General features: G+C 61.4%; 8 protein-coding genes and 3 pseudogenes. 4 read left to right on the top strand and 7 right to left on the bottom strand.

The genetic code is table 11. The annotated features are described in order from the left end of the window. Positions 1–1649: pseudogene (locus tag J5Y06_RS16865) on the bottom strand (transposase). A 67-nt stretch (positions 1650–1716) separates the two neighbouring features. Here J5Y06_RS16865 and J5Y06_RS16860 point away from each other — a divergent pair. From J5Y06_RS16860 to J5Y06_RS16850, 3 genes are all read left to right on the top strand, one after another. Then, on the top strand, positions 1717–2811 hold the full coding sequence (locus J5Y06_RS16860; protein WP_209336361.1) for an RHE_PE00001 family protein: 1095 nt from the start codon (positions 1717–1719) through the stop codon (positions 2809–2811). Positions 2812–3011: 200 nt separating this feature from the next. After that, positions 3012–4094: an AAA family ATPase gene (locus J5Y06_RS16855; RefSeq protein WP_209336360.1), complete on the top strand. Its 1083-nt coding sequence runs from the start codon at positions 3012–3014 to the stop codon at positions 4092–4094. Between the two features lie 52 nt (positions 4095–4146). Next, positions 4147–6435, top strand: coding sequence for a S8 family peptidase (locus J5Y06_RS16850; protein ID WP_245248009.1), 2289 nt, complete (start codon positions 4147–4149; stop codon positions 6433–6435). A gap of 98 nt (positions 6436–6533) precedes the next feature. On the opposite strand, the pseudogene J5Y06_RS16845 reads toward J5Y06_RS16850, so the two are convergent. The 5 genes and pseudogenes from J5Y06_RS16845 to metC form a co-directional block, all read right to left on the bottom strand. Then, positions 6534–7297, bottom strand: a pseudogene (locus tag J5Y06_RS16845) (amino acid ABC transporter ATP-binding protein). Then, complete coding sequence (locus J5Y06_RS16840) at positions 7294–8382, bottom strand: amino acid ABC transporter permease (RefSeq protein ID WP_209336359.1); 1089 nt, start codon at positions 8380–8382, stop codon at positions 7294–7296. Before J5Y06_RS16840 ends, J5Y06_RS16845 begins: the two are co-directional and overlap by 4 nt. Positions 8383–8385: 3 nt before the next feature. Continuing rightward, on the bottom strand, positions 8386–9546 hold the full coding sequence (locus J5Y06_RS16835) for an amino acid ABC transporter permease (RefSeq protein WP_245248007.1): 1161 nt from the start codon (positions 9544–9546) through the stop codon (positions 8386–8388). 37 nt (positions 9547–9583) lie between these two features. Further along, complete coding sequence (locus tag J5Y06_RS16830; RefSeq protein WP_209336358.1) at positions 9584–10606, bottom strand: transporter substrate-binding domain-containing protein; 1023 nt, start codon at positions 10604–10606, stop codon at positions 9584–9586. Positions 10607–10614: 8 nt separating this feature from the next. Continuing rightward, the gene (gene metC / locus J5Y06_RS16825) at positions 10615–11835 is read right to left on the bottom strand and encodes a cystathionine beta-lyase (protein ID WP_209336357.1); all 1221 of its coding nucleotides are present in this window, start codon (positions 11833–11835) and stop codon (positions 10615–10617) included. Between the two features lie 39 nt (positions 11836–11874). Between metC and J5Y06_RS16820 the strand changes: the two genes are divergently transcribed. Next, a complete protein-coding gene (locus J5Y06_RS16820) occupies positions 11875–12861 on the top strand; it encodes a LysR substrate-binding domain-containing protein (RefSeq protein ID WP_209336356.1) in 987 nt (328 codons plus the stop codon). 262 nt (positions 12862–13123) lie between these two features. On the opposite strand, the pseudogene J5Y06_RS16815 reads toward J5Y06_RS16820, so the two are convergent. Next, positions 13124–14674 (bottom strand): annotated as a pseudogene (locus tag J5Y06_RS16815) (peptidoglycan D,D-transpeptidase FtsI family protein); the annotation flags it as partial. Between the last annotated feature and the right edge of the window lie 124 nt (positions 14675–14798).

The following is a 14798-nucleotide window of genomic DNA, read 5'->3' as shown; positions in this document are numbered from 1 at the left end:
TCACCAATCCTCCACCGGAAGGCGGCGCTTCGGGCGAACCGGATGATCGGCAGGCACCGGCGTTGCCGGTTGCATCGCGTCATAGGGCTTGGGCGCGTCTGCGGCGTGAGATTTGCGCACGACATTGCGCAGCTCTGCCTTCGACGGCTTCGGTCCGCTTGCGATCTCCGCGATTTGGCGGCGCAGCATCACCTTCTCGACGTCCGTGCGTGCATTCGCGGTGCGTCGCGATAGCCGGTCGGCTTCGTGCTCCCACAACGTCATCGGCGCAAGCATGCCGTCGCGCCGCTCCACCGATCGAAACTCCCTGGTCTCGGGATCGCGGGCATAAATGCGGCTGATGTCGCGCGGGTCGTATCGAAGATCGAGCTTGCCCAGCCGATCCCGCTGCGGAACCAACTCACCTAGCCAAGGTGATAGTCGAGCGCAAACATACTGACGCCCTGCGGGGAGATGCGCCGCTCCGTTCCGGGCATGAATGCCAGCAGGACCCGCATGGGATCATCGTCGAAGCGTGCAAGTTCATGTGCCTGCCTATCCCATTCTGATGCCGGCACCCTCAGGATCCTGGCGTTTTGCTGCAGGTTATGGTCGATCACCGTGAGCGCGACGCATCGCTCGAGATCTGTGAAGCTGAGACGCGCCCGTCGCTCGGCAGGATATTGGTCGCGGTCCGCCACGGATCGGCCCGTCGAGCCAGGCTGCGTTGCAAGAACCCCGTTGAGCTTCCCAAGCAGCCTTTCGACCACGCCACCCTGATGCACGCGGCCGCGATCCCGGTAGCGGATACGAATGCCGTAGTCCTCGCACCCGCGCTGAAAGGCATTCCCCTTAAACTCCTTGGCGGAGTCGGTAACCAGCAATCGGGGTCGACCGAACATCGGCCACCCATGCGCGATACTGCGCGCAACCAGCCATTCGTCCTTCGGACACATTGCCTGCGCCAGGCACAAGGCGACCGACAGCGCCGACGGCTTTTCGAGCGTGAGGCAGAATCCTAGTATGCAGCGCGTCGCCACGTCGGTGACGATCGTCAGGTAGGCCCGGCCGACGAACGTTCTGCCGCCCTCGATGACCTCGACGAAATTGATGTCGGTCGGCGTGTGATCGATCTGGCAGACATCCATCGGGTGCGCCGCGTGGATGTATCCGGGCCTGGCCCTGAGCCGATGGAGGTGTTTCGGGTTCGCGGATCGCTTCTTTGCGATCTCCTCCGGGCTAAACAGTGCCGGTATCCGACGAGCGACAGTTAAATAGGACGGAGGAGCCAGGCCTGACTCCTCGCAGCGGGCCCTGATCTCGGCCACGACCGGAGCAAGGGGTGGAGCCTCCAGCACCAACCACTGCTCTCGCAGTGTCGTCGCGATGATCTCCTCGATGCCCGGCTGAAGGCGCTTCTTTCGGGTCTTGTCTCCGCCGCGCAAGAGTAACGTCACCGTCCGATCGACACGGTAGCGAGCCAGCAGATTGTAGACGTGTCGCGTCGAGAGGCGCAGCTCGGCGGCTGCTCGAACTATCGCTGCCCGTCGGGGACCCGAGCTGTCCAGAATCCTGTCGAGCTCGCGCGCTATGCGGCGCGCCGTCGACCACGCTTCCTCGGAATGCGACGGAGCCGGCGCCAGTTTAAGGATATGCAATCGGTTCGGCAAAATGAGCGGTCAGTGAAATCGTTAGCGAAAAATCGTGCCCTTAGTAGCGCCCAAACCTAAACAGCACATGTCTCTTTCGCGATTGAAATCGGGAAGTGAAAGCGACACCGAGGCTCTGGTGCGCCTCGACGAGCGCCTGGCCTGCTCACCGGTGTGTGAGGGCTGGATCGAGCGATCGCACTTCCACGACGCGGCTGCCGCGCTCTGGGTCGAGGGCGAGCTCGTGCATGTCGAGGACCTGGTGTTCCATGATGCCAATATGGACCTGCGCACGCCCACCCACGAACTCACCCGCGCGCACGCGGTGCTGCGCATGCGTCGGCGGATCCTCGCGCAGCATCGCGATTGGGCGCTCGGCCGGGAGGGGATGCGGGAACTCACCGGGCGTGGCCGAGCGGCGCTGGCAGCGGTGGTCGGCCGGGAAGGGAAGGGGACTTCTGCTGGGGAGGATGCGGCGGATGGGTGGGATGAACCTGAAGAGGATCGCTTGGCCGAGGAGTTCGCCGAGATCGATGCCGTGCTCGCGCGGTCGTCGAAGGTGCTCGCCGGCGCCGAGGTGCCGGCGAAGGCTCCGCGGTCGGACGAGCGGCCGGAGCTAATCTACGATCTCGATTGGGACGAGGACGCCCGGCTCGCCGAGTGGCAGGCCGTCGCCGCCGACACGCGCGGCCTTCCGTCGATCCTGCGCGCCGGACTTCTACTCGACGCCTGGCAGGACATCGAGGTGCTGCAGCGGGGCGGCTGGATCGGACCGCTGCTTGTGGCAGCCTTACTCCGACAGGAACGCGCTGCCGACTATCATCTTGCATGTCTGCATCTCGGCGCGCAGAAGATCGCGCGGGAGCGCCGCCGCGCCCGCGGCCGGACTGAGCGCGTGCTGGCCTTCATCGATGCGATCGGCGAGGCGGCGGGGTTCGGGCTCAAGGAGCACGACCGGCTGCTAATGGCGAAGACCCAGATGGAGCGCGTGCTGCGCGGCCGGCGCGCGAACTCGAAGCTCCCGGCGCTGATTGATCTCGTCATGTCCCGTCCGGTCATCTCCACCGGCATGATCCAGTCCGCGCTGAAGGTGTCGCGACAGGGCGCGCTCGACCTGGTGGGCGCGTTCAACCTGCGCGAGATGACCGGCCGAGGACGATACAAAGGCTGGGGGATCATCTAGCCAGACTCATTGTCAGCGCATTGTTCGCGCAGAGCACGGGTGCGAAACTGTCGGGAACCGGCAGGAGAAGTCGCAATTTACAAGTGGACCATTCGCCTGCGAGGTGCGGCATGCTGGTCTGTTAAGAAAATCTGTCTATAAACTGGCCGCAGGCGCTGATTTGCCATGGTCGCGCGGGCCGGGTTGGGAAGGTAATTGCAATGGCATCGGCTCAACAACTGATCGGGCTCGTGAAGAGCCACGCTGAAGGCGACGCGCAGCGCTTCTTCGACCTTGCCATGCAGCTTGCCGCTGCGGAGGAGCAAAAGGGTCACGCTCGTCTGGCCGAACAGCTACGGCAGTGGGCCGAGGCAGGCCAGCAACCGCAAAGGCCGACGCGTGTCGCGCCCACGCCGATCGCTGCTCCACGCGGTGACCTGGCAGGATTCTTGAGCGCCAGCTACCCGACCACGCGGCTCAACGACCTGATCCTCCCGGCCCACATCGAGGACGAGCTGTCCCACATCGTCACCGAAACCCGCATGACGGAGCGGCTCGAGGAGAAGGGCTTGCGGCCCCGGCGCCGGCTGTTGCTTGCCGGTCCGCCGGGGACGGGCAAGACGCTGACGGCCGAGGCGCTCGCCGGCGAACTGAAGTTCCCGCTGTTCACAGTTCTCCTCCACGGCCTGATTACCAAGTTCATGGGCGAAACCGCGCAGAAGCTGCGGATGATATTCGACGCGGTTCGGACGAACCGCGGCGTTTACCTGTTCGATGAGATCGATGCGCTCGCGGCATCGCGCGGATCGGAGTACGACATCGGTGAAGCCCGTCGGATTCTGAACTCGTTCCTGCAATTCCTCGACGAGGACACGGGACCGTCGATCGTCGTGGCGACCACAAATCTGCCGGAAATCCTCGATCGCGCGGTTCTTCGCCGCTTCGATCTGGTGCTGCCCTATCAGCTGCCGGATGCCGATGCGATCGGAAAGGCCATGCGCCGACGATTGCGCGGCTTTGGCGTGGAGTCGGTGAATTGGAAAGACGTAGTGCACCACGCAGAAGGGCTGTCGACGGCTGATGTGGTGGCTGCAGGGGAGGATGCGGCGAGACGGGCGGTCCTGGGCAATTCGAGCGAGATCAGGACGGTGGCAATCGTTGCGTCCCTCGAGCGCCGCCGGTCGCTGCACAGCATAGGGGCGGGAACGTATGCCGAGGGACCGAAGACACTTCATTCTCAACGAAATCTCAGCCGCAAACCCGTTCAAGCCAAAGGGCGGCGGATCCGCAAAGCATCCAAATGACGTAGCCAACAGAGCGGCCCACGCCCAGTCCCTCCTTCAAGCATTGGATCATTTGCCTGACGTAAGCGCCGCTGCGCTTCCAGGTGTTTACTTGGAGGTCGAGGGCAGGGCGGGCGAGCCGATGATCACTGCGGGCCTCAACGCCAGCGATCTGACCCTTCTTCGCGTCGAGCCATCGCGGCCCGCTGCGAATCAGCCAGCTCGCGCCACGGTGTTCGCGACGGAGGAGGGGGTCGCGAAACTTCGCCGGAAGGTCGAAGACTTCGCTGGCAAGGACAGGAAATCCGGCCGACCCTACAATGCCGATCTGGTCCAGAGCATCGGCACCATTGTCGAAGCCGGCCTGCGGGCATTGTGGCGCAGTCCGCCTCAACGGTTCCCTGCCCAGGAAGGCGCCGTACCGTGGGAGGTCTGGCTCGACAGGGGCCAGGCGCAAGCGTTTGTCGCCGGTGCGCCTGAACTCGGTGTCGTCATCGGCGCCGATCGGCTCGAGTTCCCCGAAGACCTCGTGATCATCGTCACAGCAACACGTGATGCGCTTGCGTTGGCGGTTCGGCGGCTGGCCGGCGTGCGGGCCCTCGCCGCGCCGACGATCACGGCCGACTATTTTGATGCGATGAACCCCGACGAGCAGGCCGATTGGGTCGACAACCTGTTCGACCGGACAACCTTTGAGGCCATTGAGGACCCGAACTATGTGACCCTGCTCGACCGCGGGGTTAGCCGGGCCCATCCGCTGATCGAGCCGGCGCTCGCCGCCGCTGATCGACACGCCGCCGATCCTGCCTGGGGGGTCGAGGATATGGTCGGTCATGGCACGCAACTCGCAGGGCTTTCCCTGTTCGGCGATCTGACGCCGGCGCTCCAGTCCATGCTGCCGATCCGGCTTCGCCATCGGCTGGAATCGGCAAAGATCATTCCCGACGCAGGTCACAATCCTCATCACCTTCTCGGAGCAATGACGAGGGCTGGCATCAACGCTGCCGAGACGGCAGGCGCTCGTCGCCGGACGTTTGCGCTGGCCAGCACCACCGAGGACGACACGCCGCATGACGGCGCACCGACCTCATGGTCCAGCGAACTGGACCAGCTGGCGGCCGGCGTGTCCGGTATCGTCGCGACACCGCGCCTCGTGCTGGTGTCTGCCGGAAACAGCGACCAGAACAGATTTGGCAACAACGAGTATCTGGCTACCTGCGACCATGCCGACAATGAGATAGAGTCTCCTGCACAGGCGTGGAATGCGATTTCCGTCGGTGCCTACACGGAAAAGAATGTTCTCCCGGCCGGCGAGCCCGGTACGCCTCTTGCTCCGATCGGTGATCTCGCGCCGTCTTCGAGAACCGCGAGTTGGTCAACGCACTGGCCGATCAAGCCGGACGTGGTGATGGAGGGTGGGAACTGGATCGTGAACGGCCCACCACCGCCGATGAAACATCCCGCACTTTCGCTGCTGACAACCGACCGTCAGTACCCGATGCGGGCCTTTACGACCGTCGGAGAAACCAGTGCCGCGACCGCACTTGCCGCTCGCGCCATCACTGAATTGTGGTCCGACTACCCGGAGCTTTGGCCCGAGACGATTCGCGCCCTTTTCGTCTCCTCGGCGCGTTGGACTGCCCGGATGCGGTCGCATCTGCCGGCAAGTCCGGGAAAGGGGCACTATGGTCCGCTGTTCAAACGCTATGGCTATGGCGTGCCGGACATGGAGCGCGCCCGGCGCAGTGCTTCTAATGCATTGACGTTGATCGTGCAGGACAGGATCACTCCCTATCGCGAAAGCGACACAGGCGGTGCGGATCATGTTCACAACGAAATGCGTCTGTTCGAGCTACCCTGGCCAGTCGAGGCATTGCGCGCGCTGGTCGCCCACCCCGTCAGGTTGAGGGTTGCTCTCAGCACCTTCATCGCGCCAAATCCCTCCGAGCCTGCTCGCGGCTCGAAATTCCGATACGCATCTCACAATCTGCGGTTCAAACTGAACAGGCCCAATGAGGACAGGGCTGCATTCATTGCTCGCATAAGCAAGGTCGAAGACGAGCCCGAGGGGCCGGCCATCGATGAAAATGACGGCTGGACGTTCGGTCGCAATCGTCGGGACGTCGGCTCGCTTCAGATCGACGAGCTGATCTGCCCGGCTTCCGATCTTGCTCGCCGCAACCTGCTAGCCGTTCATCCGGTGGCAGGATGGTGGAAGACGCGAGCGGTTTTGAATCCGAATGAGAGATCGGTTCGGTTCGCTCTGATCGTCGAGATCGATGCGGGAGAGGTCGAGTCCGAACTCTACGCCGAGGTGCAGTCTGCGATAGAAGTTCTCAACCTCGCCGAGATCGCTGTCTAGCTTGGTGGAGCCGTCGAGCCGTGCTTACATCTATAGTTCGACATCCCGATACCAACGCCAGGCGATCGTCACGGCGATCCTGAACTAATGAACCCCGATCAGTGCCCGAGGATCTGGCTGAGAAACAATTTGGTCCGTTCGCTGCGGGGCGACGAGAAGAAGGCGACAGGCTCGTTCTCTTCGATGATCTGGCCGCCGTCCATGAAGACTACTCGATCGGCGACCGCTTGCGCGAAGCCCATCTCATGCGTCACGCACACCATCGTCATGCCCTCGTTCGCCAGTTCGATCATCGTGTCGAGCACCTCTTTGATCATCTCCGGATCGAGAGCGGAGGTTGGCTCGTCAAACAGCATGATCCGGGGTTTCATGCACAGGGCGCGAGCGATGGCAACGCGCTGCTGCTGGCCGCCCGAAAGTTGCCCCGGATACTTGTCCGCCTGTTCGGGTATGCGAACCTTGCGCAGGAAATGCATTGCGATCTCCTCAGCCTCCTCCCGCGGCAACTTGCGCACCCAGATGGGTGCGAGCGTGCAGTTCTCAAGGATCGTCAGGTGAGGAAAAAGGTTGAAATGCTGGAACACCATGCCGACTTCGGAGCGGATCTTCTCGATCCCCTTGAGGTCGTTGGTCAGTTCGGTACCTCCACCACGATCCGCCCGGACTGATGCTGCTCCAGCCGGTTTATCGACCGGATGAGCGTGGACTTGCCGGAACCGGATGGACCACAGACGACGATCTTTTCGCCTTGGCAAACCGTCAGGTTAACGTTCCGCAACACCTGAAAGTCGCCGAAGGACTTCCCGAGGTTCTCGATCCTGATCGCCGGAGCGCGATCACTCAGTTTTTCACCATCGTTCATCCACGCTTCTCCGCACCGCTGCGTTCCAGGAAGTCTGCAAACCGCGCGAACGAAAAGGCGAGCGCGAAATAGATCAAGCCAATGAAGAGGAACGTCTCGGTGGACGGAGCCGGCCATGCCGGATCGGAGAGCGCGGCTTTGCCCGAACTGATGAGGTCGAAGAGGCCGACCACCAGCACGAGGCTCGTGTTCTTGATCATCACGATGATCGTGTTGGTCAGCGCAGGAATCACGATCCGGATGGCCTGCGGCAGGATGATCAGCCTTTGCGTACTCCAATAGTTCAGGCCGAGAGCCTCGGCTGCTTCCGACTGGCCGCCCGGTATGGCCTGGAGTCCTCCGCGGAGGACTTCCGCGAGATAAGCTGCGGCAAAGATGGTCAGGGCAAGCAGGGCGCGCACGAACTTGTCCGGAAGGAGCGATTCCGGCAGGAACAGCGGCAGCAGGATCGACGCGACGAAAAGCAGGCTCAGAAGAGGCAGCCCCCTTATCGTCTCGATGAAGAGCACGCTCAGAGTACGAACGACCGGGAGGCTCGACCTGCGACCGAGCGCGAGGAGGATGGCGGCCGGAAAGCCGAGCCCAATGGCAAAGACGGTGAGAATGAGCGTTACAGGCAGCCCGCCCCATGAGCTTGTCGGAACCGAGACAAGGCCGAAGCCGCCGCCCATCAGCCAAAGGACGATCGCCATCATACCCACCCAAATCGCCGCCAGCCCGGGGCGCCATGCGGACGGGCGAGCGGATGCTAAGAGCGTCATGATGATGAGGATGCACACCAGCCCAGCGCGCCATCTTTCCGCCGGCGGAAAGATGCCGAAAAGGATCTGACCGGACTTTGCGATCACGAAGCTCCAGCATGCCCCGGTCGCGGCGGCGCAAGTTTCCGGTTCTGCAGGGAACAGGGCTGCGTTGAGGATAGCCCAGTCCACGAGCAGCGACCCGAGCCGGACCATCAGCCAAAGCAGGATCAGGGTCAGCGCAGCATTCAGCGGCGTGCCGAAGAACGGCGCGAGACGACGAAGCAATGAACGCGCGTCGGGCGCGGCGGCACGTGCAGTCGTATTGGACGCTGTATCGGCCATGTCTCAGCGCTCCACGATTGCAATGCGGCGATTGTAGGCGTTGAGCAGCGCGGACAATGCCAGGTTCACGGCTAGAAAGACCCCCAGGATGATTGCCACGCCCTCGATCGCATGGCTGGTCTTGTTGATCATGGTGCTGACCACTGTCATGAAATCCTGGTAGCCCACGACGATTGCCAACGTGGAGTTCTTGACCACGTTGATGTACTGGCTGTTCAGCGGCGGAACGATGCTGCGCAGCGCCAGCGGCACGACCACGAGCCGATAAGTCTGGCCTCGCGACAGCCCCAGCGCCGTTGCTGCCTCCCACTGGCCTTTGCGAACGGCGAGGATGCCGCCGCGCACGATCTCGCCGATAAAACCCGCAGTGTAGAAGGTGAGCCCGATCAGGATGGTGGTCAGTTCCGGGGTTAGCGACCAGCCGCCGGCAAAATTCGCCCGGCGAAATTCCGGAATGTCCAGGGAAATGACGTCACGATAAGCGAACAGAAAGATCCCGGCGGCGACCGCAACGAAAAGCCACGCGGCGCTCACATAGGCAGGGCGGCTTCCTGTCTCGATTTGCCGCCGCCGCGCAGCATACGAGGCGCCGGCTAGAATTACGGCACTCACGCCGACGAACGCTACCGGTGCAAATGTCGAAGTCGACCAGCCGAGCGCGGGCATCGACAGGCCTCGGACAGATATGTGCGTTCCGGGCGCGAGTTTCCATGCTTCGGTTGCGAGCGGCAGGATCTCCCACCACAGCGCGTAGTTGAAAATCAGCAGGACCACCAACGGCGTGTTTCGCGCCACCTCCACCCAGACACGGCATAGGCCGCTCACCAGCGGATTGGAGCTGAGGCGGCCAATTCCGATGAATAGGCCGATCACACTTGCGAGCAGGATCACGAGGACGGAAATGAATAGGCTGTTAGAAAGGCCGACCACAGCGGCCCACCAGTTTGGATCGGAAGACGAATAAGGCAGGATCGTCTCGGCGATCTGGAAATTTGCCGGCCGCCAGAGAAACCCGAAACCAAGCGGAATTCCACGAAGCTCGAGGTTTCGCGCCGTAGCTGTGAAGAGCATGAATCCGAGCGCTGCGATCCCTGCAAGAAGGGCGATCTGAACGATGATCGCGCGAAATCGTACATCCTGCAGCATCTCTGTCTCCTCACCCATTTGGCCGTCCGACCTTCGCCGGACGGCCCGTTAGCGCTTACTTGAATGGTATGGGGAACAGTATTCCGCCGTCCCGGGGAAGCGCGTTGAAGCGCCGTTCAGCCTTTAAGGGGCTGTCTTCGCCGAGATTGCGCGCGAAGATTTCACCATAGTTGCCGACTTGCTTGATCACATTGTAGATCCACTTGTCGTCGAGCTTGAGAGGCTCGCCAATACCCGGATCCACACCAAGCGCCTTACGGGTTTCGCCGTCCGTCGCGCTTGCGGCGATTTCATCGACATTTTGCGACGTGATGCCCCGATCTTCCGCCCACACCATGGCATTGAACGCGTAGCGGACGATATCGAACCAGCGGTCGTCCCCACGTGGTATAGCCAATGCGAGCGGCTCCGTAGTCGCACCGCTCTGGAAGATCGCGTGTTCGTCGGGATTGCCGGCGACAGCTGCTCGCTGTCCAGCGATCGCGAAACCGTCGCTCATATAGCCGTCGCAACGTCCGCCGAAGTAAGCGTCGCGCGCCAGGATCGTGGAATCGAAATAGACACGCTCCACCTTCACCTGATTGCTTTGCTCAATAATGTCGAGTGCATTCTCAACGAGGCTGCCGCCGCCTTGAAGGCAGATTGTGAGCCCGTCGAGGTCGGCTGCTTTCGCCACGTTCAACGCCTTGCGCAACATTATCGCGTCGCCATCGACGAGATTGATGGCAACAAATCGGACAGCGACGTCGCGGGTATAAGTCCAGGTCGTTGTGCGTGACAGTACGTCGACCTCGCCGGTCTGGACTGCGGGTATTCGCTGGGCCGCATTCAGCGGCACGAATTGGGCCTTCTGGCTGTCGCCAAAAAAGGCAGCGGCGACCGCGCGGCAGCTGTCCACGTCGAACCCTGTCCAGACACCCTTGTCGTCAGGACGGGAAAGCCCGGGCACTCCCTGACTGGCACCGCAACTGACATAACCGCGTTCACGGACTTTGTCCGCGATGGATTGCGCATTGGCCGATCCGGCCCCAATCATCGCCGTGGCCATGGCGGCGGCAAACTGAATTGCAAGTTTCATCTGCGTTATCACTCCTCTTTTTGTAGTTCCCTCTGATGAACAACACGCTCCTGCGCGCCAGGCACGGTGCCCGCGGATAAGCTCATGAGAGCCGCTTCGATGTCCGCCTGCAGATCCTCGACGGGCTCAAGCCCGATAGAAAAGCGGATGAATTTTCCTGGTGTGGAGCCAGGTGCGGCGGTCAACCTGAACGCGGATTGGGGGGTCACGATGCTGTGAGTGCTGCCCCAGCTCGCCCCAATGCGGAAAACCCTGAGAGCATCCACGAACACTGAAGTGCAGTCCTGATATTGCGGCGCCAGCTCAACAGAAAAGAGGCCGCTCGCACCCTGAAAATCGCGTTGCCAGAGGATGTGCCCCGGATCGCCTGGTAAGGCCGGGTGGAGTACCCGAGCGACTTCCGGGCGAGCAGCAAGCCAGTGCGCCAGGGTTAGCGCAGAGGTTCCCTCCCGCTCCAGGCGAAGAGGCATCGTCTGAAGGCCACGCAGAACCAAACTTGCGTCATCGGCGGACACCCCGAGTCCCATCAGTCGGCTAACGTCCTTCAATCGTCGAAAAAGCACCTCGTCGCGAGTAACGAGAGCGCCAATGAGCACGTCTGCATGTCCCCCCGCATGTTTGGACAACGCCTCCATGACTATGTCAGCGCCGAGATCGAGCGGGTTGCAGTGCAGAGCGGAGGCCCAGGTGTTGTCGGCCAACACTCGTCCTCCCGACGCATGTGCCGCTTGCACGATAGCGGGGATGTCCTGGATCTCCATCGTGTTCGAGCCCGGTGACTCAACCACGACCACGCGAGTGCGATCGTCAATGAGAGCGCCTATGCCAGAGGCGATGGTGGGGTCGTAGAGCGCAACCTCGACACCAAATGATGCGAGCACTTCAGTACAGAAGGTACGGGTCGACCCATAGGCAGAGGTTGGCACCAGCACGCGATCTCCGGCTTTCAGGAGGGCGCTCAAGGCGAGCGCTGTCGCAGACTGCCCCGACGGCAGGCAAAGGCAATATTCCGCTGCATAGAGTTCAGAAATGCGCGCCTCAAGCGTGCGGCTGGTAGGCGTGCCGTAAAGCCCATAGGTATAGCCGTCGTAGAACTGCTCATACCGCCGTTCAAAGGCGTCACATGTGGGGAAGACGATCGTCGAAGCCCGGGTCACCGGAACCGCGAGGCTGCTGAAGCCTTTGTCGTTTGCGGGTTCAGCGCGCAGCAATCTGGTTTCTGTCTTCAAGGTCACTCTCCTGTGCGAGAGTTGTAGCGCAGCGCGCCTATGTGCAATAATGTTCTTGAGAGGTATACGTTATGCGTTGGTGTTATCATGCATCTGGGAGAACTTGAGGCATTCGATGCCGTCATGCGGATGGGCAGCACAAATCGGGCCGCCGACTTTTTGGGTATCAGCCAGCCGGCGATCAGCCGCGCTATTGGCCGGCTTGCCAAATCCACAAGGCTGACTCTGTTTCGCCAGGTTGGTGGCCGTCTTGCGCCGACGCCCGAAGCGTTGAGCCTGCACGAGGAAGTCCAGCGTGCGTTTGTTGGTTTGGACCAGTTGCGCGCGCGAGCCGCGATGATCCGCGAATTCGGCGCTGGCGGGCTTCGACTGGCTTGTTATCCCGCGCTTGGTTTGTCTTTCGCACCGAGAGCTATCCAGAGATACCGCGCCAAGGACCGGTCAGGACATGTGACCCTCCTGATCGCGGGGTCCAACGCTGTGCGCGATATGGTCGCTTCGGGTCAGGCAGATGTCGGACTCGCTGCAGATGAAATCGATGCGTCGCGCGTCTCTACGCAACCCTTCATGTCCGCGCCCGCTGTGTGTGTCATGCCGGCGGGCCACCGCCTGGCCAGCTACGAAACAGTTGCGCCGAAAGACCTTGCCGGTGAGCCGTTCATTGCTCTTTCGCCGGATGATACTGCCCGTAGGCGAGTCGAACGTATTTTCGAAGAAGCCGGCGTGCAGGCGCGCACTGTGGTCGAGACGCAATATTCCGAGGTTGTCTGCAATCTGGCACTTGAAGGCGTTGGTATCGGAATTGCCAATTCCATGACATTCAGGGCCAGCAAATTCGAGAACCGAGGCTTAATCGCTCGTCCATTCCACCCGCAGATCGCGTTTCGGGCCCTAGTCCTAACTGCAAAGGAGCGAGTAAAGTCTGCGCAGACACAGGCCCTGATTGCGGCGCTGCACGACACACGTGGTCAATTTGGAATTATGGCTGCGCCTACAGCGTCCTATGACTCGCCCAGCGGGATCTAATGGGTTTCGGTGCCCGGGAATATGGCGGTCCCCACCCTGAGACTCGCATCCCGTAATCATGCAAGCGGAATGTGCCGCCGCTTAGTACGGTGGCCGACGATCAACGCGTCATGCAGGAAGCCCATTTTCCAATGCAGCAGACAAGCATCTAAACGGCGCCGCAGTGCTGTCTGAGCTAAGGAAATAAATAATCACTACGATGCCCCAGAGGGATATCGAACCTGCCATCAATCTTGACAAGGTCGACTACTCAACGAGCATTCTACTGCAACGTAAAATCCGGTGTCACTCCCAGCATCGTTGCAGCGCGGCGAATGATGTTCGCTGCCATTGGCGCTGCGCTTACCCCCGCCGTGGCCGCGCGGCTAGATCCCTGGAGCTTTGGCTCGTCGACTATGGTCAGGATCACATACTTGGGGTCTTCGATCGGGAAAGCGGCTAGGAACACGTTGAAATTGCGATCCCTGGAATAGCGGCCACCGACGACCTTTTCGGCTGTGCCGGTTTTTCCCCCGACCCTATATCCCAGGACCGCTCCGCCCTTGCCCGACCCACCCGCCGCGGTGGCGTTAAGATTGTAAAGATAGCGCATATCATCGCTGGTCCTGGCACCGACAACGCGTTCGGAAAGAGCATTCGCTTCCTCAATCGTCCGCGGCAGAAATGTTGGCGGCATGAGACGTCCGCCGTTCATGAACGCTGCCGCCCCTACGGCTGTCTGCAGCGGAGTGGTTGAGAAGCCGTGGCCGAAGGCTGCTGTAATCGAATGTACTTTCTTCCAGACGGGCGGTTCTGTTGGCTTCGCCACCTCCGGCAGTTCCGTTCGCAGCCGGTCCAGCAGTCCCATACGTTGCAGAAAACTGCGATGCGCTTCGACGCCGACGACTTCCGCCTCGCGGGCGGACCCGATATTGGAAGAGCAGATGAACACTTCCGGGACAGTCAAAACGCGCCCTTTGCCACGGAAGTCGCGAATAGTCTGGGCACCGATCCTTATCGGCTGGCGCGCGTCGAAGGTGCTGGCAAGGGTAACCTTGCCCGAATCCAGCGCCATCGCGGTGGTGAAGCTCTTGATCGTCGATCCCATCTCGTAGAGACCCGCTGACATCCGGTTGAGCCTGTCTTTGTCCAGTGCGCTCTCGGGAAAGTTGGGGTCGTAATCTGGGACGGAGGTCATGGCGATCACCTCGCCGGTTTTTGCATTAAGGACGACGCCACCTGCTGCGATGGCGCGGAAGTTCTCCATTGCCTGCATCGCTTCATCGCGCACGATATGCTGGACGCGCAGGTCGAGTGACAGCTGCAACGGCTGCAAATCTGAAGCGAGGCCGAGCGATTGGAGATCGGTGAGGCCCTGATCGTCGAGATATTTTTCCAGGCCTGAAATTCCGCGATTGTCCCGGTCCGTCAGACCGATCACGTAGGAAGCGGTCGGGCCTGAAGGGTAGAAGCGCCGCTTCTCCTGGCGAAATCCGATCCCTGGCAAACCCAGTCCCATAATCTGGTTCTGCTGGCCTGGCGAAAGCTGCCGGCGCAACCAGACGAAGCCCTTGCCTGTTTTCAGCTTTTCGTAGACATCGCGATACTCCAGATCGGGAAAAACCGTCGAAAGCTTCTCTATGGTTTCGTCGACATCAAGGATGCGGCGGGGCTCGGCAAACAGCGAAAATGTCTTGAGGTCGGTTGCAAGCAGTTCGCCGTTGCGATCAACGATGTCCGGACGCGAAGCGACCGCAGCAACCAGAACCTGCGCACTTTTAGGGCTCGGCTGCAGACCGAGGTGGATCAAACGAGCGCCTATCGTGCCATAGATGGTGGAGTTGACCCCGTTTCACCGGACAGGCGGCGGTTGGTTTAAGCACTGAGGCGCAGGAACTCGCGTGGTGAGCGGAACTTGAGACCGGAGTGCGGGTGGACTTCACAGTAGTCGTCGATCC

The organism is Tianweitania sediminis, assembly GCF_017813335.1.
GTDB lineage: Bacteria > Pseudomonadota > Alphaproteobacteria > Rhizobiales > Rhizobiaceae > Tianweitania > Tianweitania sediminis.
This window is presented reverse-complemented; position numbering and strand designations above follow the sequence as displayed.